At 38.0% G+C, this 24,594-nt stretch carries 22 protein-coding genes; 12 read left to right on the forward strand and 10 right to left on the reverse strand.

Features of this window, described 5'->3' with window-relative positions; translation table 11 throughout:
* Positions 1–3 precede the first annotated feature (3 nt).
* From AC1DNH_RS10210 to AC1DNH_RS10220, 3 genes are all read right to left on the reverse strand, one after another.
* On the reverse strand, positions 4–1,104 hold the full coding sequence (locus AC1DNH_RS10210) for a carboxylate-amine ligase (RefSeq protein ID WP_029274724.1): 1,101 nt from the start codon (positions 1,102–1,104) through the stop codon (positions 4–6).
* Positions 1,105–1,133: 29 nt separating this feature from the next.
* The gene (locus tag AC1DNH_RS10215) at positions 1,134–2,189 is read right to left on the reverse strand and encodes an ATP-grasp domain-containing protein (RefSeq protein WP_477582357.1); all 1,056 of its coding nucleotides are present in this window, start codon (positions 2,187–2,189) and stop codon (positions 1,134–1,136) included.
* A 102-nt stretch (positions 2,190–2,291) separates the two neighbouring features.
* Positions 2,292–2,999 (reverse strand): esterase family protein, encoded by a 708-nt coding sequence (locus tag AC1DNH_RS10220; protein ID WP_477582356.1) that lies wholly within the window; start codon positions 2,997–2,999, stop codon positions 2,292–2,294.
* 183 nt (positions 3,000–3,182) lie between these two features.
* Here AC1DNH_RS10220 and AC1DNH_RS10225 point away from each other — a divergent pair, with 183 nt between their 5' ends.
* The gene (locus AC1DNH_RS10225; RefSeq protein ID WP_477582354.1) at positions 3,183–3,995 is read left to right on the forward strand and encodes an alpha/beta hydrolase; all 813 of its coding nucleotides are present in this window, start codon (positions 3,183–3,185) and stop codon (positions 3,993–3,995) included.
* A gap of 1 nt (position 3,996) precedes the next feature.
* Here AC1DNH_RS10225 and AC1DNH_RS10230 read toward each other — a convergent pair whose 3' ends face one another.
* The 3 genes from AC1DNH_RS10230 to AC1DNH_RS10240 all read right to left on the reverse strand — a co-directional run bounded on the left by AC1DNH_RS10230 (position 3,997) and on the right by AC1DNH_RS10240 (position 7,154).
* Positions 3,997–4,905, reverse strand: a complete 909-nt coding sequence (locus AC1DNH_RS10230) for a hypothetical protein (protein WP_477582353.1) — start codon at positions 4,903–4,905, stop codon at positions 3,997–3,999.
* A gap of 2 nt (positions 4,906–4,907) precedes the next feature.
* Entirely contained in the window at positions 4,908–6,344 is a 1,437-nt protein-coding gene (locus AC1DNH_RS10235) for an MBOAT family O-acyltransferase (protein WP_477582351.1), read from the reverse strand.
* A 114-nt stretch (positions 6,345–6,458) separates the two neighbouring features.
* Positions 6,459–7,154 carry a TIGR02117 family protein gene (locus AC1DNH_RS10240; RefSeq protein WP_477582349.1) on the reverse strand — a complete coding sequence of 232 codons (696 nt, stop codon included), beginning with the start codon at positions 7,152–7,154 and terminating at the stop codon, positions 6,459–6,461.
* Between the two features lie 134 nt (positions 7,155–7,288).
* Between AC1DNH_RS10240 and AC1DNH_RS10245 the strand changes: the two genes are divergently transcribed.
* Positions 7,289–7,735, forward strand: a complete 447-nt coding sequence (locus AC1DNH_RS10245; RefSeq protein ID WP_477582348.1) for a VOC family protein — start codon at positions 7,289–7,291, stop codon at positions 7,733–7,735.
* A gap of 3 nt (positions 7,736–7,738) precedes the next feature.
* Here the strand turns inward: AC1DNH_RS10245 and AC1DNH_RS10250 are convergent, their stop codons facing one another.
* Complete coding sequence (locus tag AC1DNH_RS10250) at positions 7,739–8,098, reverse strand: DUF4180 domain-containing protein (protein WP_477582347.1); 360 nt, start codon at positions 8,096–8,098, stop codon at positions 7,739–7,741.
* Between the two features lie 158 nt (positions 8,099–8,256).
* On the opposite strand from AC1DNH_RS10250, the gene AC1DNH_RS10255 reads away from it, so the two are divergent.
* The 9 genes from AC1DNH_RS10255 (at position 8,257) to AC1DNH_RS10295 (ending at position 17,819) form a co-directional block, all read left to right on the forward strand.
* The gene (locus AC1DNH_RS10255; RefSeq protein WP_477607975.1) at positions 8,257–8,844 is read left to right on the forward strand and encodes a Crp/Fnr family transcriptional regulator; all 588 of its coding nucleotides are present in this window, start codon (positions 8,257–8,259) and stop codon (positions 8,842–8,844) included.
* Between the two features lie 76 nt (positions 8,845–8,920).
* Positions 8,921–9,694, forward strand: coding sequence for an alpha/beta hydrolase (locus AC1DNH_RS10260; RefSeq protein ID WP_477586221.1), 774 nt, complete (start codon positions 8,921–8,923; stop codon positions 9,692–9,694).
* 196 nt (positions 9,695–9,890) lie between these two features.
* Positions 9,891–11,696 carry a translational GTPase TypA gene (typA, locus tag AC1DNH_RS10265; RefSeq protein ID WP_029275490.1) on the forward strand — a complete coding sequence of 602 codons (1,806 nt, stop codon included), beginning with the start codon at positions 9,891–9,893 and terminating at the stop codon, positions 11,694–11,696.
* Positions 11,697–12,028: 332 nt separating this feature from the next.
* Positions 12,029–12,589 (forward strand): Crp/Fnr family transcriptional regulator, encoded by a 561-nt coding sequence (locus AC1DNH_RS10270; RefSeq protein ID WP_477584271.1) that lies wholly within the window; start codon positions 12,029–12,031, stop codon positions 12,587–12,589.
* A 62-nt stretch (positions 12,590–12,651) separates the two neighbouring features.
* On the forward strand, positions 12,652–13,230 hold the full coding sequence (locus AC1DNH_RS10275; RefSeq protein ID WP_477584269.1) for an NAD(P)H-dependent oxidoreductase: 579 nt from the start codon (positions 12,652–12,654) through the stop codon (positions 13,228–13,230).
* A 159-nt stretch (positions 13,231–13,389) separates the two neighbouring features.
* The gene (locus tag AC1DNH_RS10280) at positions 13,390–14,316 is read left to right on the forward strand and encodes a lysophospholipid acyltransferase family protein (protein ID WP_477584267.1); all 927 of its coding nucleotides are present in this window, start codon (positions 13,390–13,392) and stop codon (positions 14,314–14,316) included.
* Positions 14,317–14,406: 90 nt separating this feature from the next.
* Positions 14,407–15,321 carry a lysophospholipid acyltransferase family protein gene (locus AC1DNH_RS10285; protein ID WP_477625362.1) on the forward strand — a complete coding sequence of 305 codons (915 nt, stop codon included), beginning with the start codon at positions 14,407–14,409 and terminating at the stop codon, positions 15,319–15,321.
* Positions 15,322–15,361: 40 nt separating this feature from the next.
* Complete coding sequence (locus AC1DNH_RS10290) at positions 15,362–16,552, forward strand: serine hydrolase domain-containing protein (protein ID WP_477581912.1); 1,191 nt, start codon at positions 15,362–15,364, stop codon at positions 16,550–16,552.
* Positions 16,553–16,775: 223 nt separating this feature from the next.
* On the forward strand, positions 16,776–17,819 hold the full coding sequence (locus tag AC1DNH_RS10295; RefSeq protein WP_029275494.1) for a hypothetical protein: 1,044 nt from the start codon (positions 16,776–16,778) through the stop codon (positions 17,817–17,819).
* 192 nt (positions 17,820–18,011) lie between these two features.
* Here AC1DNH_RS10295 and AC1DNH_RS10300 read toward each other — a convergent pair whose 3' ends face one another.
* From AC1DNH_RS10300 to AC1DNH_RS10310, 3 genes are all read right to left on the reverse strand, one after another.
* A complete protein-coding gene (locus AC1DNH_RS10300; RefSeq protein WP_477581915.1) occupies positions 18,012–18,572 on the reverse strand; it encodes a type 1 glutamine amidotransferase domain-containing protein in 561 nt (186 codons plus the stop codon).
* Positions 18,573–18,817: 245 nt separating this feature from the next.
* Positions 18,818–19,564 carry a glycosyltransferase family 2 protein gene (locus AC1DNH_RS10305; RefSeq protein WP_477581917.1) on the reverse strand — a complete coding sequence of 249 codons (747 nt, stop codon included), beginning with the start codon at positions 19,562–19,564 and terminating at the stop codon, positions 18,818–18,820.
* A gap of 197 nt (positions 19,565–19,761) precedes the next feature.
* Positions 19,762–21,042 carry a glycosyltransferase family 4 protein gene (locus AC1DNH_RS10310; RefSeq protein WP_477581919.1) on the reverse strand — a complete coding sequence of 427 codons (1,281 nt, stop codon included), beginning with the start codon at positions 21,040–21,042 and terminating at the stop codon, positions 19,762–19,764.
* A gap of 173 nt (positions 21,043–21,215) precedes the next feature.
* On the opposite strand from AC1DNH_RS10310, the gene AC1DNH_RS10315 reads away from it, so the two are divergent.
* Positions 21,216–24,413 (forward strand): S41 family peptidase, encoded by a 3,198-nt coding sequence (locus AC1DNH_RS10315; RefSeq protein ID WP_477581921.1) that lies wholly within the window; start codon positions 21,216–21,218, stop codon positions 24,411–24,413.
* Positions 24,414–24,594: the final 181 nt, after the last annotated feature.

Consider the following 24,594-nt stretch of genomic DNA (forward strand, 5'->3'; position numbering starts at 1 on the left):
AAATTACTTTGCGCCTATAAGTGTTTGAGTAGTAATGTAATCTACCACTGCCTCAAAGTTACCTGTTTGTTGGTAAACTGCCAACTGCCGGTCTGCGCCTGTGCCATGCTCCAATATTTTATGCACATAATTAATGTCATCACGGCAACCTAAATCATCCACCACATCATCTACAAAATCCAATAATTCTAAAATAAGATTGCGGCAGTTTACTTCCATTTCTTTCCCGAAATCGATTAAATTTCCATCAATTCCATAACGGGCAGCACGCCATTTATTTTCGTTAATTAGTGCTCTCGAATAGCTGATGAATTCCATGTTCTGCAAACGCAGTTTGTACAGTTTGGCGCATAAGGCTTGAAATAATGCCGTAAAAGCCATCGTTTCATCAATCAGCATCGGGCAATCGCAAATGCGGAACTCAACGGTGTCGAAAAACGGATGAACACGGATATCCCACCAGATTTTCTTCGCATTGTCCATGCAATTGGTTTTGATGAGCAGTTTTACATAATTATCGTAATCCTCGATGCTGTTAAAAATATCGGGAATGCCCGTACGCGGAAATTTGTCGAAAATTTTTGTACGGAAAGATTTGTAACCCGTGTTCCGCGATTCCCAGAATGGAGAATTGGTAGATAAGGCAAAAACATGGGGCAGGAAATACCTCACCTGGTTGGCAATATGAATGGCCAGCTCGCGAGATTGAAAACCTACGTGTACGTGCAGCCCAAAAATGAGGTTAGAACGTGCAGCTTCCTGTAGTTCGTTCACAATCTCGTTATAGCGGGGATGTTCTGTAATTAACTGCTTTTCCCAATGTGAGAAGGGGTGTGTACCAGCGGCCCCAATCCTTAAGCCTTGCTCTCCGGCGAGCTGTGATACGGTATAACGCAGTTGAGAAATTTCTTTACGTGCTTCAGTGGTCGTTTTACAAATGCCCGTTCCAACTTCTACCACAGCCTGGTGCATTTCTGCCTTAACTTGGTCTTTGTGGATTTTTTGTGCGGCTTCTACAATTTTTTGGTCGTGAGAAGTAAGCTCTCTGGTAACGGGATCAATTACCATGTATTCTTCTTCTATGCCCAGCGTAAACTCGTTCATCCTTAGATTGATTAAAATTTAAATCCCAATTATTTTTTTGGTGCAGCTTTTTTAGGTTTTGCTGGTGTTTTTTCTGCTGTTGTCGATTTCTTTGGAGCGGCAACTTTAGCCACATTCGGGGTAACTTTCGCAATTAATGGTTTGCCACTAACCGACGATTTAATGTATTCGCCCCAGGTTAAATTATCCTGTCCGTCTTTTTGCGCTTTAGCCCTTTCAATAGCATAATTTGCAGTAGTTTCTACTACCCAATCAAAATTTTCCTGACCAACGCTTTTAATATCAGCATCAGGAGCAGGGTTACAGAAATCGATCGCAATAGGCACTCCATCGCGCACCGCGAATTCTACCGTATTAAAATCGTATCCTAAATACTTGCATAGTTTTAGGGTGTACTCTTCTACAGTTTTAAGCAGCTTTGCATCTGGCGCTTTGCTCTCAGTGGCATAACGCAAGTGATGCGGATTCCGCGGGTCATATTGCATAATACGGACATATTTGCCGCCAATACAATAACACCTGAAATATTCTTCGAAAATGATTTCTTCCTGCAAAAGCATCACTAATTGTTGTGTGCCACTATGTTTATCAAAAAAATCTTCTTTGTCATGAAGTTTATAAACATCTCTCCAGCCACCACCATCATAAGGTTTCATATAGGCCGGAAAACCAGTGTATTCAAAAATGGCATCCCAATCTAAAGGCATGGTTAAATTAGAGAAAGATTCTCCAGTGGTTCCTGTAGGGTGCTCTCGTGATGGTATTAAGGCCGTTTTGGGTACGGGTACGCCAATCTGTTCGGCCAGCGCATTATTGAAAAATTTCTCGTCGGCACTCCACCAAAATGGGTTGTTAATTACGGCAGTTCCGGTAATGGCGGCATTTTTTAATGATGCGCGATAGAACGGTACATCTTGCGAAATACGATCGATGATTACCGAATAACCTAATGGAGCATTCTGAAATATTTTGTCGATTTTAACTGCTTCGGCGGTTATGCCCTTTTCTGCTTTTTGATTAATTCTTTCGATTACGGCTTCAGGAAAAGAGCGTTCCTGTCCAAATAAAATCCCTATTTTCTTCATTGGTAAATTTTAGTTTAAATGTTTAACTGGTTAATCGGTTAATTGTTTGATAATTATATCCTAAATCGACTCGGGACTTAAGACTGTCGACTTTGGACTAAACTAAAGCTGTGCAATATAATCTGGAAACATTTCTCTCCAGATGGGCCAATCGTGATCTGCATTCTGTCTGATATCAAGCCAGTGGTCGATGCCCTTTTTGTTTAAAATGCCGGATAAACGCTCATTGTCAGGCCTGCACATGTCGCGGTCTGTTGTGCCCAAAACAATTTTCATATAATGCAGTTCGGGGTTACTATTATTCAGCAGATAATCAACCGGATTGTTAAAATAAACATCATCATTATAAAAACCATCCAACTGGCCAGAAATATCGAAAGCCCCGCTCATACTAAACATATGGCTAACCAACCAGGGATGCCTGAAAGCGAAATTAGCAGCATGATAGCCTCCAAAACTACAGCCAGCAGTAATAATTTTGCTGTGCCCGGTTTCTTGCCTTGCCAGAGGGGCTACTTCTTCCAATAAATATTTGTCGTACCAGATGTGGTTTTTAACCCTGTCGGCAGGATGAATACTTTTGTTGTACCAGCTTAACTTGTCAACGCCATCGGGGCAATAGATCTTAATTTTTCCTTCATTGATAAATCCCTCAACAGAATCTATCAGTTTGAAATCCTTGGTTTCAAAATATCGACCCATGCTTGTCGGGAACAGTAGGATAGGGATACCACCGTGACCAAAGATGAGCATGTCGATTTCGCCACTTAAATTCGGGCTGTACCATTTCTTATGTTCTTCTTTAACCATAATAAAAATTGAATGATTTAAGGTATAAATTAAAATCTATAAAAAGAATTGTTTGAGTAGTAAAATGAAGCAAATTAAAGGTGTATTGTAAAAATTGACCCATGGTAATTAATAGTTTACGGAGATTTGTACCTTTGCACCCTAATTCTGAGGCGATAGCCATGTGATAGGGGATTTTTGATTATGATGTATACCACAATTTTATCGGTAAAAGTTAATACCAGCAACTTTAAAATACCCTCAGCTTATTTAAAGCATGAGGTAGAAATAGATATTTATACACCCGAAGGTATTTTAGGCAATGAAAAAATAGAGCTTCTTTTATTAAATGATGGGCAGGATGTGGCCAAAATGGATTTTAGCCGGATTTTGGAAGAAGCCCATCATGGCAAAAGAAACCACAGGTTAATTGTTGTGGCCATTAAAGCATCAGAAGATCGACTAATGGAATATGGTGTAGCGGGTGTGCCCGATTTTAAAGGGCGTGGAGCGAAAGCCGATTTATACAGCGATTTCGTGATCAAAGAGCTTTTGCCTTTTGTTAAAAAGAAAATTGCGATGCCGATAACCGGTAAAGTAGGTTTTGCGGGATTTTCTTTGGGCGGTTTGTCTGCTTTTGATATTGCCTGGAATAATCCTTCCGCTTTTGATGCCATCGGTGTTTTTTCTGGAGCATTTTGGTGGAGAAAAAAAGACCTGACAGAAGGGTATACTGATGCAGATCGAATTATGCATGCAAAGCTAGAAAGTACCTCTACCAGGCCCGATATGAAATTCTGGTTAATGACCGGAACGGAAGATGAGAAGGCTGATCGGAATAAAAATATGATCATCGATTCCATCGATGATACGATTGATGTTGTTAAAATACTCTTGAATAAGGGCTATAAACGGCCTGAAAATGTTTTTTACTACGAAAAAGTTGGTGGCAAACACGATGTTCAAACTTGGGAAAGTGTAATGCCTGCCTTTTTAGACTGGGCATTTGAAGTTTAGCTTATATCTTACCCAGAAGCACATTCATTTTTAAGCTTAATTTTTTTGCGCCAATTTCGTTAAGGTGGTCGGCATCGTAAAAATCCTGCGCATGGAATGAGCTATCCTGTAAAAGGTTAAAATACTTGATTGTAGTGTGTGAGGTATTCAATTTCTTGATGGTAGAAAGTGTAGTATTCAACTGTTTTTTGCTTAAATGTGATACATAAGATTTATAGGCCGGACTGGTAAACAATATAACCTTAATATGTTTGTGCTCTGCAAAGGCAATAATTTCATCCAATAAATGCAGGTTAGTTAAATATTGCAGATTATCTTTCGCAGTATGCCGTGCGGCGGCAGTTGAACCACTTTTGACTAAATCTTTGTGGTTAATAGCCTTGTAGTTCGATCCCCAGCCCAGGTTGCTACAGCTAATATCATTTTCGCCTCTAACATAGTGGTTTAAAAGCCGGCTTAAATTGATGTCGAGTTTATTGCTTAGCATTTCTGTACTGTTGAAAATTTTATGATCGGTATTGATATCGTAATAAATGCGATAATTTTTTGCCCGCCATGCTTCAGGGCTGTTCTCAAGTCGGCCATAAAACGAAAAGTAATCAACAGGAATAACGATATATTTTAAATGGGTCCATTGGTTACTATATTTTTTTAAAATCTCCAGGTCATAATCAAAGGATTGTGAAATGTAACTTGCATTAAAACTCGATTTAATATACTTTGGATTAATACCATAATACACATGTGAGCTGCCCAGAAATAAAATGTTTACTTCTTTAGCATGATGATCGAGATAGCTTTTTTTATACCCGTAATCGTTTGGGATCCTCCTGATCAGAACTTCGAAAAGAACAGCTAAAAGGATAATTGGCAATATAAAAACGGCGATGTATTTAATAAATTTTTTCATAGTCAAAATTGAAAGTAAATAAATTGCTGTTCCGCCCCTGCGAAAAAGAATATCACCAGAACAAGGCCATAATAAATACCCCATCTTACTGGTTTTGGCCACGATAAGGCGAATTTGGCAATAGCATATTGCTCCATCCTGCCATTCCATTCGATTAGTATAAACAAGGCGAGTAATAGAAATAGTTTAATCGGCAGTATTTGAGGAATGCTGAAAAACGATTCGGAACCAATGGTTGATATGATATTGAACGCATGCTGTACAGAATTTGCCCTGAAAAATATCCAGGCGAAAACTGTTAATCCAAATGTTAATATAATTGCTGCTAATTCTTTTAAGCTTGGAAATGTCTTTCCCTGTGCAACGGTATCCAGATTCGAACGGTTGGTGTTGAAAATTATCGAGGGCATAATGTACAGCGCATTTAATAAGCCCCAGATGATGAAAGTCCAGTTGGCGCCATGCCAAAAACCGCTCACAAGGAAGATGATAAACGTGTTCCTCACTTTTGCCCAGGTTCCGCCTTTGCTTCCGCCTAAGGGGATGTAAAGATAATCTCTGAACCAGGTGGATAGCGAGATATGCCATCTACGCCAGAATTCGGCAATATCCCTGGAGAAATAGGGGTATGCAAAGTTTCTTAACAGCTCTATCCCAAATAAACGTGCTGTACCTAAAGCGATATCAGAATAGCCAGAGAAATCGCCATAAATCTGAAAGGCAAAAAGGATGGCGCCGAGCAATAAAGTGCTCCCCGAATATTCTCCAGAATGGTTAAAAATCATGTTGGCATAATTGGCACATTGATCGGCAATGACGATTTTTTTAAACAAGCCCCATAAAATCTGCCGTAAGCCATCAATCGCCCTGCTGTAATCAAAAGATCTTTCTTTTTTGATCTGAGGAAGCAGGTGTGTTGCCCGTTCTATCGGACCGGCAACTAGTAGTGGAAAAAAACTCACAAATAAAGAATAATCGATAAAGCTCTTTTCTGCCGGTATACGGTTCTTATAAATATCGATTACGTATGACAGGCCATGAAAAGTGTAAAATGATATACCAACAGGTAAAATGACTTTTAATGTCCATGGGTTTACCTGAAGGCCAAAATTTGCAATAGCATCAGCGAAAGAATCGGCGAAGAAATTATAGTATTTAAATACGCCTAAAAAACCGAGATTGATGGAAATACTCAGCCAGAACCAAAATTTTTTAGTCCTGTTATTTTTGCTTTCCATCATTTTTAACCCAGTGAAATAATCCAGTAATGTGGAAAAAATGAGTAAGAACATAAACCGCCAATCCCAACAGGCATAAAAGAAATAGCTGGCACCCAGCAATAATATATTTTGAGATCTTAAACGTTCTTTCCCCAGAACCCAATAGAGTATAAAAACTATGGGCAGGAAAGCAGCAAAGCTAAAAGAGTTGAACAGCATAGCGTTAAGGTTAATACTTCGTTTAAGAATAAAATTAACGCTTTGTGCTGTCCGATTAATACGACGGGTAAATTTGTACGCAGAATTGCTTAAAGGTGTAAAATACCTGTATAGTTATTTCACGGTATTTTTATCAAGATATTTTAAAAAAATACCGGTGTCGAAAATGGTCCATAAACAGCTTTTTTGTCCGCAAGATTTTAGTGCTGCATTTGCCCAGGTATTGCAGGTTTTAAAAATGCTGTAACTTCCCTTTGCTTCGTAAAAGGCATCACCAATATCATAATGGATGTTCGATTTAACCTTGATCAAATGTCCCGTTTCGTCCTTTTTGAAACTATTTAAAATATAATCGATCAGTTGTCGATATTGCGCTTTGCTGATGATAATTTTCTTACAGCTCGCATCTTCCCGTATGTTTTTGTAATAGGTGGTGTGCATAGCAGATGTACTCAGTCCGGAGATTGCCCGTAGGCCGTTACTGAGTTTAAGGTCAGAGAATTCTGGCGTTTCGAGGTAGAATTTTTTATCGCCCCAGCCCATAGCCAGGTATTGATAAGTGCTATCGGCTTTAAGCGTATTTTGGTAACTGATTTCTTTTGTCCAGTTCATTTCTGCACTAACAGCCGGAACGATGATATCAGTGTGTACGCCGTTAGTCATTATATATATGGCAATTTCTTTAGTGTTTGAAGGATGAGCATTTACGGTAATGCGTGAGCAACAAAAGGCGATTAGAAAATAAAGCCCAATCAATGCGATAAAAGCAATGCTGCACCTGCCTGCATATTTTAAAAGTCTTTTGTTCATTTCGATGGGTTATTTATTCTTAATACAGGATTTGAGTTTTTGGTAACCCATTAAGCTCCAGATATCGATTTTATTGATGGCGGTATCGAAAAACACGATTTTTTGTGGCTATAACTTATCTCTACCTTCACTATATGATAAAAGGACTGTTTGAAACACATATTTATGTTGAAGATCTAGCCAGATCGATCGATTTTTACAGCAATACTTTGGGCTTAACACAATGCCATTATGAAGAAGAACGTAAAATTGCCTTTTTCTGGATCGGCAAGCCAAAAGAAGCCATGTTGGGAATCTGGGAAAAGCTAAAAAATGAGATTGATATCAGGCATTTTGCCTTTCGTTGTGATGTAAATGATGTACTGGATAAATCGGTTAACTTTCTCGAATCCAAAAACCTAAAGCCCTATAATTTTCTAAACAATGGAAATCACAAACCAATGGTTTTCGCCTGGATGCCCGCTTTGGCTATTTACTTTAATGATCCTGACGGACATGCATTAGAATTTATAGCCATTTTAGAAGGAGGGGCTAAACCAGAACTGGGTGTGATTTCTTATGAGGATTGGTTAAGCATATAAATTTTATCCTGCTAGTTTTGTTAGGGCCTCAGCTGTCGAACCTAAAAAATTGATGTGTTTGCCCTTATTGCTTTCGTAAATAAAATCTTTAATGCTTTTGCTTTGATATGGGCTAAAATCGCCAATAATGGCCAGGCTTACACGATAATTTGAAAACTTTTGAAGGATTTCTCCTGCTATCCCGTTTTTCAGGTCGAAGAAAGCAGGTGTGATGTTCTGTTGGTGTATAATAATTTTATCAAAACCCTGGTAGTATAAGTTTCCCAATAAGTCTAGCCCGTCTTCTGCGTTATTAATAATTATTTCTTCCGAAAGAACTTCGGCAATATTGGTATTGTTTATGGTATGTGATTCAATTTTCATCTGTTGATTTTAATAGGCAGGTAAAGGTAATGATATTCATTTCCTTGCTGCTAATATAAAAATTATGCTTTTAACAGGAGGATCTGGCTTAAACCTGTTCGTCATGTTTTAGAATTTATAGCGATATTAGCTTTTAAAGTCAATTAACCTCCTAGAAGATGCAAGAAATCGACATTGTTGCTTATGCTTTCTCCCAGTTTGCTAAAATGGACGCTGAAGCGTTTGCACCTTCAAAACCTCATTGGAAAATAAAACAATATAAAAAAGGCGATTTCTATAATCAACACAGAACGGTCTGTAAATTTTTAGGATTCATCATTGATGGGGTATTCCGCTCTTATGTTGTTGATGAGAAAAGTGGTGAGGAGAAAAATGTCTTTCTTTATTCAGGCAATCAGTTTGTCGTTACCTTTAAGAGTTTTATCAATCAGCTGCCATGCGATTACCACACGCAGGCTATGACCGATGCCACAGTAGTTTACATTCATATAGATGATTTATTGCAGCTGTATCAGCAATCTCATCAATGGGAAACTTTCGGGCGCCTATTGGCGCAGGAGGCATTTAATATCGCTATGGATAGGGCCGAGAGTTTTGTTTTTAAAACACCCGAACAGCGTTATCTCGATCTGATCAAATACCATCCGCAGATTTTTAATAGTATTCCGCTTTACCATATTTCTTCTTATTTAGGCATTCAGGGGCCATCATTAAGCCGCATAAGAAAAAGACTTACAGGTAAATAACGATTTTAACTTAGGTTAAAATTATTGCTGTTTTTAAGCTGGAGATTTGAGGTATCAAATTAAAACTAAAAACAACATGAAAACTCTAAAATCAAAAACAATCGTACTTGTACATGGCCTATTTGTAAATAACAAAAGCTGGGCAGCCTGGAAAACCTTTTTCGAAGCCAAAGGTTACACCGTTTATACACCTGCAAATCCCTCACACGAAGGTGATCCAACTGCTTTAAGAACGAACATTGATCCAAATTTAACAAAGGTGAATTTTGTAGATGTGGTTAACAACCTGGTAAAATTTATCGATACTTTACCCGAAAAACCAATTTTGATCGGCCACTCGTTGGGTGGCCTGACTGTTCAAAAATTAATGGATTTGGGCAAGGGCGAAGCAGGGGTGATGATTGATGGCGCTCCTCCAATGGGTGTTATTCCATACGAATGGAGCTTTTGGAAATCTAATTTTACAGTTGTTAATCCGTTTAAAGGCAACTCTGTTTTTATGCCAACCAAATCGTGGTTCCATTACACCTTCGGCAATACTTTGTCCAGAGCCGAATCGGATCAAGTATTTGAGGAATTTGTGGTGCCAGAAAGCAGAGCAATTGCCTGGGGAACGTTAAAAAGTTATGCCAAAGTTGATTTTAAAAAAGCCCACCAACCTTTATTGTTTATCGCTGGCGAAAAAGACCATATCATGCCTGCTACTTTGAATAAAAGAAATTTTAAAGCTTATAAAAATACCGAAAGTATAACCGATTTTAAAATGTTTAATGGAAGAGGACATTTCATCGCTGGTGAAAAAAATTGGGAAGAAGTAGCAACTTATATCTACAACTGGATTAAAAATTAAATTCGGGACAGGTTTGCTTAGGATTTTCGATCAGTCCAACGGAAAGGCGAGTGCATAATAAACTTAAAAATATTGCGTCCTCTTTTCCAATTATAAATGAGATAATTACAACATTATCATCATATTAAATAGTGAGAGATATAGTAGAAAATCCATTTCAAAACACTATCTTTGCGCCAAATTTGAGGCGCATTTTATGCAAAAGATTAGAAATATAGCTATTATAGCACACGTTGACCACGGCAAAACTACTTTGGTTGATAAGATTTTACATTCTTGTTCTATTTTTCGTGACAACGAACAAACAGGAGATTTGATATTGGACAACAACGATTTAGAGCGCGAGCGTGGTATCACGATTGTATCTAAAAACGTATCGGTTCAGTACAAAGACGTAAAAATTAACATTATTGACACTCCTGGTCACGCGGATTTCGGCGGTGAGGTAGAACGTGTTCTGAAAATGGCAGATGGTGTACTTTTACTTTGCGATGCTTTTGAAGGTGCAATGCCTCAAACGCGTTTCGTAACGCAAAAAGCTTTAGCCCTTGGTTTAAAACCGATTGTGGTTGTAAACAAAGTGGATAAAGAAAACTGTCGCCCAGAAGAGGTTTATGAGCAGATTTTCGAATTGTTCTTTAACCTTGAAGCAACTGAAGATCAATTGGATTTCCCTGTAATTTACGGTTCATCTAAACAAGGATGGATGAGTACAGATTGGAAAGTACCAACTACCGATATTTTCGCTTTGTTAGATGCGGTTGTGGCAAACATTCCACCTGCACCAATTAACGACGGTACTTTACAGATGCAGATCACTTCGTTAGATTATTCCTCTTTCGTTGGTCGTATCGCAATCGGTCGTGTACACCGTGGTACAATTAAAGAAAACCAACCGGTTACTTTAATCAAACGCGATGGTAAAATCGTTAAATCAAGAGTAAAAGAACTTTATACTTTCGAAGGTTTAGGTAAAATCCGTACTACAGAAGTAAGTTCAGGTGATATTTGTGCAGTTGTAGGTATTGATGGTTTTGATATTGGTGATACAATCGCTGATTTTGAAGCACCAGAACAATTACCGGTTATCAGTATTGATGAGCCAACAATGAACATGTTGTTTACCATTAACAACTCTCCATTTTTTGGTAAAGAAGGTAAATTAGTAACTTCTCAACGTATTAAAGAACGTTTAATCAAAGAAACAGAGAAAAACTTAGCTTTAAAAGTTGTTGAAACAGCTTCTCCTGATGCTTGGTTGGTTTATGGCCGTGGTATTCTCCATTTATCTGTATTAATCGAAACGATGCGTCGTGAAGGTTATGAGATTCAGGTAGGTCAGCCTCAGGTTATCGTTAAAGAAATTGATGGTAAAAAACATGAGCCGATTGAAACTTTAATCGTTGATGTTCCAGGCGAAGTTTCTGGTAAAGTAATCGAATTGGTAACTCAACGTAAAGGCGAGTTGTTAATTATGGAGCCAAAAGGCGATTTACAACACTTAGAATTCGAAATCCCGGCACGTGGTATCATTGGTTTACGTAACAACGTTTTAACTGCTACAGCGGGAGAGGCGATTATGGCTCACCGTTTCAAAGCTTACGAGCCTTGGAAAGGTACAATTCCTGGTCGTTTAAACGGTGTATTGGTTTCAATGGAAAAAGGACAAACTACTGCTTATTCAATCGATAAGTTACAAGATAGAGGTCGTTTCTTCATCGATCCGGGAACTGATGTTTACGAAGGTCAGATTATGGGTGAGCATATCCGTGATAACGATTTAGTAGTAAACGTGGTAAAAGGTAAAGCATTAACCAACATGCGTGCTTCTGGTACTGATGATAATACCCGTATTGCACCGGCAATTAAATTCTCTTTAGAGGAAGCTATGGAATATATCCAGGCTGATGAGTATATCGAGGTTACACCGCAAAGCATGCGTTTACGTAAAATCTTCTTAACAGAACAAGAACGTAAAGTTAAAGGAAAGCAATTCGCTTAACTCCTTAAGAATATAAATATTAAGGCCTCGATGTAAATCGGGGCTTTTTTGCGTTTAAAGGTTTTATTGGGGTTGACAGCTTTAATCATAAATAGATCCTGAATTTGTCAACTCTAAAGTAATGATCTACTCAATATTTATTTAGATATCATAGGTGGTTATAAAAATGATGGGGAAAGCAATTGCGGAACTTTTTTTATTGTTAGTCCTTCTTTCCGCTAAATCCCCGATGAAGAATCGGGGGATATCGCTGCAATAAGGTTTAGGGGCGTTGGGGCGGTGGTATTAGGTTTCTTCAGTTTTACTTATCTTTCCAAAACAATATAATATCCATGCAAAGCTACCTACAATCCTTTAATATTCTTTCGCCGGCAGAAATTGATGTTTTTACAGCAAACGCTACACCAAGAACATTAAAAAAAGGAGAATTCTTTATTACCGAGAATAAAATTTGTAAGGAAGTCGCTTTTATAAAATCGGGGACTTTGCGCTCATTTTATACATCAACCAGCGCAGAAGAATATACCTATTGCCTTACTTTTCCCAATCAGTTTATGACAGCATATTCATCTTTGATTACCGGAAACCCAACTGTAGAAAATATTCAGGCCATGAGTGATGTAGATTTATTGATCATTAAAAAAGAAGTTATAGATATTTTGACCGAATCGAGCATTAATGGGCTGAGATTATTCAAAACAATAGCTGAACAGCAATATATTCATTTAGAGAAACGTGTGTTTATGTATCAAAAAGATGCAGCCAAAGCACGGTATATAGAGCTTTTTAAAAGTCATCCAGATTATATCAAACAAATTCCAGTAAAGTATCTGGCATCTTTTCTGGCCATTACGCCAAGACATTTAAGCAGACTGCGGAAAGAAATCATTTAAGGACATTTGTCTGCTTCTTGAGCGCAAGGACTGTGTTAATTTTGTGTTGTAGATAAAACAACATGAAAAATATTTTAATCATTAATGGTCATCCAAATAAAGATAGCATCAATTTTGCGTTGGCTGAAGCCTATTATAAAGGCGCTAAAGATTCAGGTGCCAATGTTTCATTAATTCATCTCGCTGAATTAGTATTTAATCCCAACCTGGCTTTCGGGTATCGCCAAAGGACGGAATTAGAGCCCGATTTGCTGTCAAGTTTGGAAAAAATCAAAGCTGCTGATCATTTGGTTTGGGTACATCCTGTGTGGTGGGGTGGCATGCCTGCCATAATGAAAGGTTTTATCGATCGACTGTTTCTACCAGGTATTACTTTTCAGTATCGCGAAAATAGCGTTTGGTGGGATAAGCTGTTAAAGGGAAAAACGGCAAGAATCATTACGACACTAGATCAGCCTTCTTGGTATTATTGGTTATCGTTCGGTCGCCCTAGTGTTAACCAGTTAAAGAAAAGTGTACTTCAGTTCTGTGGGGTAGATCCGGTAAAAGTTACTTATGTAGGAATTATCAAAAAATCAACTGAGAAACAGCGTCTAAAATGGCTTTCTGAAGTTTATAAATTAGGTAATCGCTTGCGTTAAGTATTTGTAATTCAGTTAAATTGTTAATCAGGTGCGCAATTTTTTGTCAGTATTTTTTCATAAAACCTTTGGGAATAAAAAACTAACAATTGCATGGCAATTAATTTTGCGTTCAGTTTTAATTTTGTGCTTTTGCAAGCAAACTAATCATCCCACATCATGATTAATAAAGGGTTATCCAAAATGGGTATATTTTTATTAAATATGCTCTCACTGTTACCGCTATTTATTTTATACAGATTGGCGGATGCTTTTTATGTGTTAATATTTTATGTTTTTGGTTACCGCCGGAAAGTGGTTAAAGAAAATCTGGTTAATGCATTCCCCGAGAAAAATACTGCTGAAATCCATGCCATAGAAAAACGTTTTTATAAATTTTTCTCCTCACTTTTTATTGAAGTGATTAAAATGAAAAGCATTTCTGAAAAGGAATTAAATAAAAGGGTAAAATTTAAAAATACCGATCTGGTAGAAGCCTATCTTAAAAATAACGAAAGTGTGCTTTTCTGTTCATCACATTATGGCAATTATGAATGGGTGTGTATGGCTATTGGCTTAAACTTTTCTGGCAAACATTACCCAATTTATAAACCGTTGAGCAGCGAAGCTTTTGATAATTGGTTTTTGACTATGAGAAGCAGGTTTGGCAACCATATGGTGTCTATGCGTCAAACTTTAAGGGCTATTCAATCGAGTAAAAATGAACCGACCATGTTTACTTTTGGAAGCGATCAGGCACCTTCAAAAGATGAATCGAATTACTGGACAACTTTTTTAAATCAGGAATCTTCCATCCAGTTAGGGGTTGAGAAAATAGCCAGAAAAACAAACCGTCCGGTGTTTTACCTCAAAATAAATTATTTAAAAAGAGGCTATTACGAAGTAGATTGTGTGCCGATCTGTTTAAACCCAGCAGAAACTGCTGAATTCGAAATCACCGAAATGCATACGCACTTTTTAGAGGATATGATTACAGAAGCACCAGCTTACTGGTTATGGAGCCACCGCAGATGGAAATATAAACCTGAGCAAAAGATTTCAGAAATCATCAAAAAAGATCAGAACACAATGGATGCCATGGCTTAGGCTAATCCATTTGTCTAAATATGAAATCTAACATTTTCGTGGCATAATTTTTTAAGGTGCTTTTTAAATTAGCACTATAAAATTTCTGGTATGATTAAAAAGGGGATTTCCCATTTGGGAGTATTTTTTTTAGGCGTATTATCTCTGCTCCCATTATCTGTTTTATACATTTTGGCCGATGGAGCTTATTTACTACTGTATTTTGTTTTCGGCTACCGACGCAAAGTTGTTCGGGAAAATTTATTAAATGCGCTTCCTGATAAAACATTACAAGAGATTTTGGTTATCGAAAAACGCTTTTACCGGTACCTCGCTTCGCTGGTTTTCGAGATTATTAAAATGAGCAGTATCTCAAAAAAAGAAATCGAAAGGCGTTTCATATTTAAAAACAAAGAGCAGGTTCAGGAATATTTAGATCGGGGAGAAAGTGTGTTGATCTGTGCAGCACACTATGGTAACTGGGAGTGGGGAACTTTGGGTATAGGGCTTAACTTTTCTGCAGATCATTATCCAATTTACAAACCCTTAACAAATTCCACATTTGATCATTGGTTTAAAAAAGTACGTGGTAAATTTGGCAATAAATTAATTGCCATGCGACAAACCATGAGGGCTTTGCAGGCGAGTAAAGATAAACCGAGCATATTTAGTTTTGGGAATGACCAGGCACCCTCAAAAGACGAGTCGCATTATTGGACAAGTTTTATGCATCAGCCCAGCTCCGTTCAGTTAGGGATAGAAAAAATTGCAAAACGTACCAATCAGCCTATCTTTTATTTCAAAATCAATGTGCTTAAACGTGGTTTTTACATGGTAGATTGTGTGCCCCTTTGTTTAAATCCGGCCGGGACCGCTGAATTCGAAATTACTGAAATGCACATCCGTTTTTTGGAAGAAATTATCAGGGCAAAGCCCGAATATTGGCTTTGGAGCCATAAAAGGTGGAAGTATAAACCTAAACATCAACTTCTTTTTACCACAAATGAATTGCTGAAGCAGGCATAATTTCCTAAATATTTTATATTTGTTGGTATAACGCCTACCCATGAAAACCTTTAAAAAAATATTACTGTTCCTGATCTATACATTTTTTTTATCGCTGTTCGCACTGTTTCTCTGGAAGCCTTATCTGTTAAATGTATTAAAATATAGAACACCTGGTGCCGAAACATATAAAATTTTCCCACAGGAAATTTCCCATAAAAGTGATTCTGCCTTTCATTTTATTAGGCCGGCCAAACAACGGAATGATTTAGATACACTTCATGTTCTGGATGGAAATAATCAATCTGTTCCATTGAAAGAATATTTAAAAAATGGAGCGGTCAACGCTTTTATCGTGATCAGGAATGACAGTGTTTTATACGAAAAATATGATAAAGGTTATCGTGATAGCACCTTAACTACCATTTTTTCTGGTGCCAAAAGCATGATTTCTATTATGATCGGACAAGCATTAAATGATCATAGCATTAAAAGTTTAAACGAGAAAGTAACCGAATATATTCCCGAGTTAAAATCAAATCCAGCTTTTCAAGAGATCACACTAAAAAACCTTTTAGATATGAAATCCGGCCTGGAGTTTCAGGATGCTGTAGGTGGGATTGTTAAGGCATTTTTTTCTGATGAAGCCAAATATTATTATACGGATGATATGGAAGCCCAATTGATGAAAGTTAAACTGGTGAATAAACCCGGCACGGTTTGGAAGTACAAAAGTATCGATCCGATTTTATTGGGTTGGGTTTTGCAAAAGGCAACTGGTAAATCGGTAGCGCAATATTTCGAAGCCAATGTATGGAAACAGATCGGAACACAGTATAACGCCACTTGGGGATTAGATCAGGTTAACGGTTTAACAAACACTGCAAGTCGCTTTCAGGTTACGGCTATCGATTTCGCCAAAATTGGTCGATTATATTTAAATAAAGGCAAATACAAGGGGAAACAGATTGTTCCAGAAAGCTGGGTAAATCAATCGATAAATATAGGTTCCGAAAAACCTGCATCGGCAAAAGGCTGGCAAAAATCAGCCCATCACTATCTTTGGTGGGTTCCACAGGAAGGTGATAATGGCGATTATGCTGCAGAAGGCATGCTCGGCCAAAGATTGTATGTCGATCCGAAAACGAATACCATTATTGTTCAGTTTGCCGATCACGGCGCAGGGAATTATCCCTATAGAAAAATCAGCAGGTATCTGAGTGGATTGCCATTCAGTTATCCGAGGGGTTAATAACCACTGAGAACACCGAGTTTTCACAGAGAAAGACGAGTTAAGCTGACTGTTTTGCGTGCTACGAACTCAGGAATAGAGAATATATGCATGTGTTCCGTGCTTCTGTGGCTAATATTAATTCACATTTAAACCATCCTCTGTTTCCTCTGTGATATTTCTTCGTGAACTTTGTGGTAAAAAAAAATATACATATTTCTATAAAATAGTACATTGCCTCTACATGGAAAATAACGATGTAAGAATTTCGAAAAAGAAGCCGATTTTTCCGGTAACGCCTGCTTTGCAGAAATATTTACGTACTTACCAGCGCGAAGCAAAATTGCCCATCGGTTATAATGATTTAATGCAGTTTAACGAAGCTTTTCCTTTAATGGATAAGTTTGGGAAGGACTCGCTCTGGGAAGGGCCGATTTATGCACAGGATTTAATTGAAACTTTGCATGATGGTTTAAAGGAAATTTATGCAAACTTAAAAGCATCTGGCAATCTGCGGATTGTGGAGCATAAATACATTGATAAAATAGAATATTGCACCTTCGGAAATACCCATCCATTTCGTATCCGCATTGTAAACCGTTTAAATGATGTTTACGATTATTTCTATATTAAAAAAGCCGATGCTTCGCGGATTTATGGCCTGGAAATGGAAGAAATCCTTTCGCCCAATCAGGTAAATTATCTTGTTGATGGCAATACCTTAGTGGAAGAACATATTGCGGGGATTCCGGGGGATGTTTTTACAAAAGGACAATTATATACACCTGAGTTTAATCCGACCAGGATAGCAAAAGAGTTCGTAAAGTTTAATGAACGTTGTTTGATTATGCTTTTGGGTGATATGCGAGCGTATAATTTTGTGGTACAGATTACACCCGATTTTGATGATATTCAGTTTCGTATCCGTGCAATAGATTTCGACCAACAGTTTTACGAAGGGAATTTAAAGGTTTATTTGCCCCAGTTTTTTAAAGAGAACTTGCCCTATGTAAAAATGAGCATGGAGCAATTAACGGAGAAAACCGTACTTCAATACCAACAAGAAGAACGTTCGTCTATTGTGCACCGTGTAAGAAGCGAACGGCACCGTCTAACCGATCTCCGTGATGTTTCTAATAAGGAAGAATTAACCACACCGGAAAATATCGCTTTGCTAAAACAGAGTATGAGTGAGTATTTTAAGGATGTAAATTATTTGCGCTGTAAAACCATGACTGATATCATTGAATTGAACATTAAAAATATTATTAGGCAGGTTAAATTATAAGTGCTGTCAGATGTTACCATCTGACATGAAAAGTAATTTTAGTGGTGTTGGATGTTACCATCCGACACGAAAAATCAAAAGAAATTTATCCGTCAGATGGTAACATCTGACGGCACAAAAAAGACTAAAATAAAAACGGCTGACAATTTGCCAACCGTTTTTGAGTGAATCTAGAAAGAGCGTCCAAAGTTTTTAGGCATGCAGCCCTTCGTGAACACCTTCGGCAAATTCCTCTACAATTTTATCATTAAAAGTAGGTAAATCTTTTGGTGTACGGCTCGTAACCAAACCTTGGTCTACAACTACTTCCTCATCCGACCATAGTGCGCCTGCATTGATTAAATCCTGTGAAATATTTTTTACTGAGGTCATTTTTCTGCCTTGAACCACATCTGCATTAATTAAGGTTTGTGGCCCATGACAGATTGCCGCAACTGGTTTCCCATCGGCAAAGAACGACTTTACAAAGGCTATCGCATCTTCGTTAACACGAAGCTGATCAGGATTGATAACACCGCCCGGTAAAAGCAAACCATTATAATCTTCGGCATTTGCTTCAGAAATGGTTTTGTCTACATCAACTTCTATCGACCAATGATCATGGTCCCAGGCTTTTATTTTTCCACTTTTTGAGGAGATAATGTGAACGGTTGCGCCCTCTTCTTTTAACCTTTTAACTGGCTCGGTTAATTCTACTTCTTCAAATCCGCTTTCTGTAAGTACAGCAATAGTGCGGTTACTTAATTGTCCCATAATCTTTAAATTTTTAATAGGTAATGTATTAAAGACAGTTCGGGGAAATTATTGTTTTTAGAAATTTGAGATTAGGCAATGCACTATGACTTAGTCCACTCGTCATGCTGAACTTGTTTTATTAGAGGTTTATTATGTTTTAATGGCCTAATAGCTACTACGTGGTCAGCATCTTTTAAGGTATCAATACTGTTTAGTTAGATAGATTCTGAAACAAGTTCAGAATGACGCCCRAAAGAAAGTATCTAGTCGTTCGTTCTACGGTGCTTAACAAAATACAAAGCTAAATTACCTGCAATGATAAGATGATTAAAGATATTCGGTACTAAACCATAATATTTGGTGAAGATTTTAAACCGCTCTTTTAAGCTTTCGCGGTGTTTTTTCTTGCTCATGCCACCAACCAGGTATTTGGCTACATAACGGTGAACATTAACAATATTAGAGGCCTTTTTTGCCGCTTTGATAATCCAATCAATATCTGAGCTATACTTATAAGTTAAATCGTACGGCGTAATAATGCTGCGGCGGATGTAAACGGCCTGATGGCTAATGTTCATGCCATATTTAAAGCTGGTCCAATCAAATTCTTCGGGTGCTTCGTGCCTTCTGCGGCCTAAATTTTCCCAGTTATCATTGTACATTTCTGTTTCCCCGTAATAAATATCGGCACCGGGGGCAGAGGCAAAAACATCTTCTACTGTTTGTTCATCATAAATCTCATCACCCGAGTTCATAAATAAAACATAATCGCCCGTTGCTAATGCTAAACCTTTGTTCATGGCATCATAAATGCCTTTGTCGGGTTCTGACACAATTTTTGTAATCTGATCTTTATAACGCTCAACAACCTGTAAAGTGCCATCAGCTGATGCGCCGTCTATTACAATATATTCGATTTTTTTATAGGTCTGTTTAAGGACAGATTGAATGGTACGTTCGATATCGCGAACGTTATTGTATACAATGGTAATGACAGTTAGCTTTGGCAAGGGATGGCTTTTTTGGATTGGAGTAAATTTAATAAAGATTGCTTGAATTTTTCTACCCCAATTGAAAATGAATCTGCCAAACATTTTTAATTAGTCCAACACTATTGGACTAAATATAATATATTGTAAATCAATCTGTTGATGGTGTGTTGTTGTTGATTGACTAATTAAAATAACACTCTTTTTTTGTTCAGATTTTATTTCGGTTGAAGATCAATCAGTGTTTCGTAAAGATGGATATGCTCGGCAGCGATTACTTCTTCCGAGAAATCTGTTAAAATACTCAATCTTGCTGCTTTTTGGATTTCTTCTTTATTTGGACGGTGGTACAGCCACTCAATGCCGTTTGCTAAATCTTCTGCATTTTGATACTCTGCGAGATAGCCATTCTGCATGTGTTTCACCATATCAGGTATGCCACCTGTGGTAAAAGCAACAACGGGTGTAGCGCACGATAAACTTTCCATCACGGTATTGGGGAGGTTATCTTCCAATGATGGCGTAATAAATGCATCTGCAGCAGAATAACATTTCGCCAAATGATCATCTTTATTAATTGTGCCTAAAAAAGTGGTTTTGAAAGGAAATTCGGGCATTTCGGCATTTTCCTTATTACCGAAAATAACCAACTCAATATTTTCTTTTTGTATTCCAGGCCTACGCGACAGGATTTCTAAAGCTTCGATTAAATAGGGTGTTCCTTTGTGTTTGTCATTTTTTGAGGGCATAAACCCACTCATCAAGACAAATTTATCTGGATTGATCTTCAGAATTTTCTTTGCCTCCGATTTAACATAAGGTTTGAAAATTTTTGTTTCAATCGTATTCGGGATAACTGTAGCTTTCCTCGTGCCCAACAAACTGCTGAACTTTACCGATGCAGCCATCCATTTGCTTGGTGCTACGATATGGAAATTCAATTCTGTATAAGCTTTTTGTTTACGCACCCAGGTTTTATGAGAAATATCATTTTTACCACTGATTTTTAAAATGGGGCAATTGCCGCACTGCTGGTGAAAATTTTCGCATCCATAACGCACATGGCATCCACCTGTAAAAGCATTGCTATCATGAAAAGTCCATACAATTGGCTTTTCCAGTTCATCAAGCTGCGCCAAAAACTTAGGATTTAAGAAACCGTGGTTTACCCAATGTAAATGGATAATATCGGCATTTTTAACATCGGGATGGTTAATTACCGAGCGGCCGAACCATTGTAAACTGAATGGCGTCTTTATCGATTTGCTGAGCCATTTTGCATAATATCTTTCAGATAAGATGTTATAAATGGCTTTGGCTTTTTGAAAAGGCGACCTGCTAAAGGTATCTATCTTCGGGTTTTGACCAAATTTATAGTAAACCAATACTTTCGAATCGATTCCACTGGCCTTTAAGGCATCACTTAAACGCAAACAGGCACGCCCTGCTCCGCCATTTCCATCGTAGGTATTTAGGTGTACTACTTTCAAATCAATCAAAAATACATTTTATTGTTTACGAATATAAAATCTGTTGTGTATTTTCATCCTAATATTTTTTATTGCTTTTTAATTGTAGGATGGAGCCTTTGATGTTTAAAATAATCATGTCTGAATTTAATGATTATTTTAAACAAGCCGGGTTCATGCATCAAAGCCAAACAAAATAAATTATGATCAAATCCCTGTTAAAATCGCTTGCGACACTAGCATTTTTGTTGTCTATCCATTCATTTGTTCAAGGGCAAACCTACTTTGCTGCATACCCTGCTTTAACGCCCGATGCACAAACAATAGTATTCAGCTATGATGGTGATATTTGGAAAGTACCCGTAAAAGGAGGTGTGGCTTCGAGGGTTACAGCCATGCAGGGCGAAGAAATTAATCCGAAAATATCTCCTGATGGGAAATGGATGGCTTTTTCATCAAACCAGTTTGGTAATTACGACGTGTATGTTATGCCTTTAACAGGTGGAGATATTAAACAATTAACTTTTAACGATGCTGCGGATGAAGTAGACAACTGGAGCTGGGATTCGAAAACAATTTATTTCACATCTGGTCGCTATAATTCTTTTTCAAGTTATAAAGTAAGTGTAAACGGTGGCACGGCCGTCCGTTTATTCGATAATTATTTCAATACCACGCACCACATCGCCGAATCGCCAAGTGGTGAACTGTTTTTTAACGATACCTGGGAGAGTTACCGATTTGCAAACCGCAAACACTACAAAGGAGCCTACAATCCAGATATTCAATCTTACAACCCAAAATCAAAAGGCTATAAACGTTATACCGATTATATAGGGAAAGATTTCTGGACCAGTGTTGATCAAAAAGGGAATGTCTTTTTTGTATCAGATGAAGGCAATGAGGAATATAATTTGTACACTTTTATCGGGGGCAAGAAAACAAGCCTGACCAGTTTTGATACTTCCATTAAGCGGCCTTTCGTTTCTGCTAACGGAACTACGGTTGTATTTGAGAAAGATTATCAATTGTACACCTACGATGTAGCTTCGAAGAAAACCGAGAAAATCAGTATCAGTACTTCACGTAACCAGGTATTGAGTAAAGAGCAAGAGTACGATGTGCGTGGAAATATCTCAGCATTCGATGTTTCTACCGATGGCAAAAAGATGGCATTTATTTCACGTGGCGAAGTATTTGTAAGCGATGCGGACGGAAAATTTATCCGTAAGATTACCAACAGTGGTGAGCGTGCTTTAGAATGCAAATGGCTGGCCGATAACAAAACGATTTTGTTCAGCCAAACAGCTAATGGCTATCAGAACTGGTTTACCATTACCGGTGATGGAAAAGGATCGGTAAAACAGCTGACAAAGGATAAAGCAAATGTACGTGATATCACTTTAAACAAAACCAAAACCATGGCCGTATACCTAAGTGGCAGAAATGAGCTCAAGCTGATGGATCTTAAAACTTTTGATGCCAAAACTTTGGTAACCGACGAGTTTTGGGCCCTACAAAGTGCCGCGCCAAGCTTTTCGCCAAATGATGAGTATGTGCTTTTTACGGTATACCGGAATTTCGAGCAGGATATTATGGTGCATCACATCAAGGGTAATAAAACCATTAATTTAACCAATACAGGTGTTACCGAAACAGGGCCTGCGTGGTCGCCCGATGGCAAATATATTTTCTTTACCAGTGCCCGTACCAAGCCGTCTTACCCAACGGGAATGCAGAATGCACACATTTACCGTATGGCATTGAATAATTATGACGAACCTTACCGTTCTGATAAGTTTGATGACCTATTTAAAGAAACCAAGCCTGCACCAACCGAAGTTAAGCCTGCAATAACTGATCTTAAAAATGATAAAAAAGCAAAAACAGATACAGCTAAAAAGAAGACTGAGGTAAAACTTACGCCAAAACCAGCAAATGTAATTACCATTAATACGCAGGATATTTTAGATCGCATAGAACTGGTTGGCCCTGCATTTGGTGGCCAATTTGGAACGGATGCTTTTGCCAAAGGCGACAAAACCTATGTGTTTTACTCCTCTAACCATGAGGGAGGCGCACCAGGTCTTTATCGCACTACTATTGAGCCTTTTGAAGCCAATAAAACTGAAAAAGTTGCCGATGGGGGCGATTACTCGATTGTATCGACTGGTGATAGATTTTTCGTTTTATCAAGAGGTGCAATCAACAAATATACCTTGGAAGGGAACAAGCTTGACCGCGTAGACCACGGTTATAAATTTACCAGAAACCTGAACGCCGAATTTAACCAGATGTTTTACGAGACCTGGGTAGGTTTAGATGAGAATTTTTATGATGAAAAATTTCATGGTGTAGATTGGGATAAAATGAGGACACGTTATGCAGCTTATCTGCCCTATGTGAACAACCGTAGTGACCTAAGGATTTTATTGAACGATATGCTGGGCGAATTAAATTCTTCGCACATGGGCTTTAACAGCGCGGGGGCAGAAGAACGCAAAAACCTTACTTACATCACCAACGAAACAGGAATCATCTTCGATAATGAAAATCCTTTAAAGGTTAAACGTATTGCGGCTAAAAGTAATGCCGCCCGTACTGGAACCAATATTTTGGCAGGAGATATTCTGACAGAAGTAAACGGTGTTAAGGTGGATGAAAAAATAGACCGCGATTATTATTTTAGTAAACCATCATTGGATAGAGAAATCACTTTGACCTTTAAGCGTAACGGAAAAGATGTTTTTGTAAACGTACATCCAGAAAGCTCAGGTACCCTGCGCGGAAATCTTTACGATGAGTGGATCGCTCAAAACCATAAAAATGTTGATAAATGGAGCAACAACAGGATTGCTTATTCTTATATGAAAAACATGGGTGGTGGCGAATTGGAAACTTTTTTATTGGATATGGTTGCACAAGAAGAAAATAAGGAGGCCATTATCCTCGATCTGCGCTATAATACCGGAGGGAACGTACATGATGATGTGCTAAAATTCCTTTCTCAGCGCCCTTATTTACAATGGAAATACCGCGGCGGTAAAATGGCTCCACAAAGTAATTTTGGTCCAGCAGCGAAGCCAATCGTGTTGCTAATTAACGAACAATCTTTAAGTGATGCTGAAATGACAGCGGCAGGGTTTAAACAATTAAAATTGGGTAAGATTATTGGTACAGAAACCTACCGTTGGATTATTTTTACTTCTGCTAAAGGTTTGGTTGATGGTTCTTCTTACCGTTTGCCATCGTGGGGCTGTTATACCATGGATGGCAAAAACATCGAAAAAGAAGGTGTTAAGCCAGATATCTTCATGAAAAATACTTTTGAAGACCGTCTGGCAGATAAAGATCCTCAACTCGAAAAAGCGGTGGCTGAGATTTTGAAGGACCTTAAATAGGGTTAATTGGAAGAAGGATTAATCGGTTAAGTGGTTGAATCGGTTAATTGAACGCACAGGTCGTCATTTCGACTGAAGTGCAACGTAATGGAGAAATCTTTTCCACGACTTTAAAAGATTTTTCTACTGCGGTCAATGGTGATGAAGTTTCAATGTGATATTTTTTATCAGTTTAAACAGT

The sequence above is a fragment of the Pedobacter sp. 01N310 genome (assembly GCF_056399805.1).

Bases quoted from the DNA above. Each gene is read 5' to 3' on its own strand.
- typA (WP_029275490.1), top strand. From the start codon at position 9,891: ATGCAAAAGATTAGAAATATAGCTATTATAGCACACGTTGACCACGGC.
- AC1DNH_RS10220 (WP_477582356.1), bottom strand. From the start codon at position 2,999: ATGGTTAAAGAAGAACATAAGAAATGGTACAGCCCGAATTTAAGTGGC.
- AC1DNH_RS10260 (WP_477586221.1), top strand. From the start codon at position 8,921: ATGAAAACTCTAAAATCAAAAACAATCGTACTTGTACATGGCCTATTT.
- AC1DNH_RS10290 (WP_477581912.1), top strand. From the start codon at position 15,362: ATGAAAACCTTTAAAAAAATATTACTGTTCCTGATCTATACATTTTTT.
- AC1DNH_RS10240 (WP_477582349.1), bottom strand. From the start codon at position 7,154: ATGAACAAAAGACTTTTAAAATATGCAGGCAGGTGCAGCATTGCTTTT.
- AC1DNH_RS10215 (WP_477582357.1), bottom strand. From the start codon at position 2,189: ATGAAGAAAATAGGGATTTTATTTGGACAGGAACGCTCTTTTCCTGAA.
- AC1DNH_RS10230 (WP_477582353.1), bottom strand. From the start codon at position 4,905: ATGAAAAAATTTATTAAATACATCGCCGTTTTTATATTGCCAATTATC.
- AC1DNH_RS10250 (WP_477582347.1), bottom strand. From the start codon at position 8,098: ATGAAAATTGAATCACATACCATAAACAATACCAATATTGCCGAAGTT.
- AC1DNH_RS10235 (WP_477582351.1), bottom strand. From the start codon at position 6,344: ATGCTGTTCAACTCTTTTAGCTTTGCTGCTTTCCTGCCCATAGTTTTT.
- AC1DNH_RS10300 (WP_477581915.1), bottom strand. From the start codon at position 18,572: ATGGGACAATTAAGTAACCGCACTATTGCTGTACTTACAGAAAGCGGA.
- AC1DNH_RS10285 (WP_477625362.1), top strand. From the start codon at position 14,407: ATGATTAAAAAGGGGATTTCCCATTTGGGAGTATTTTTTTTAGGCGTA.
- AC1DNH_RS10245 (WP_477582348.1), top strand. From the start codon at position 7,289: ATGATAAAAGGACTGTTTGAAACACATATTTATGTTGAAGATCTAGCC.
- AC1DNH_RS10295 (WP_029275494.1), top strand. From the start codon at position 16,776: ATGGAAAATAACGATGTAAGAATTTCGAAAAAGAAGCCGATTTTTCCG.
- AC1DNH_RS10280 (WP_477584267.1), top strand. From the start codon at position 13,390: ATGATTAATAAAGGGTTATCCAAAATGGGTATATTTTTATTAAATATG.
- AC1DNH_RS10270 (WP_477584271.1), top strand. From the start codon at position 12,029: ATGCAAAGCTACCTACAATCCTTTAATATTCTTTCGCCGGCAGAAATT.
- AC1DNH_RS10225 (WP_477582354.1), top strand. From the start codon at position 3,183: ATGATGTATACCACAATTTTATCGGTAAAAGTTAATACCAGCAACTTT.
- AC1DNH_RS10255 (WP_477607975.1), top strand. From the start codon at position 8,257: ATGCAAGAAATCGACATTGTTGCTTATGCTTTCTCCCAGTTTGCTAAA.
- AC1DNH_RS10275 (WP_477584269.1), top strand. From the start codon at position 12,652: ATGAAAAATATTTTAATCATTAATGGTCATCCAAATAAAGATAGCATC.
- AC1DNH_RS10315 (WP_477581921.1), top strand. From the start codon at position 21,216: ATGATCAAATCCCTGTTAAAATCGCTTGCGACACTAGCATTTTTGTTG.
- AC1DNH_RS10210 (WP_029274724.1), bottom strand. From the start codon at position 1,104: ATGAACGAGTTTACGCTGGGCATAGAAGAAGAATACATGGTAATTGAT.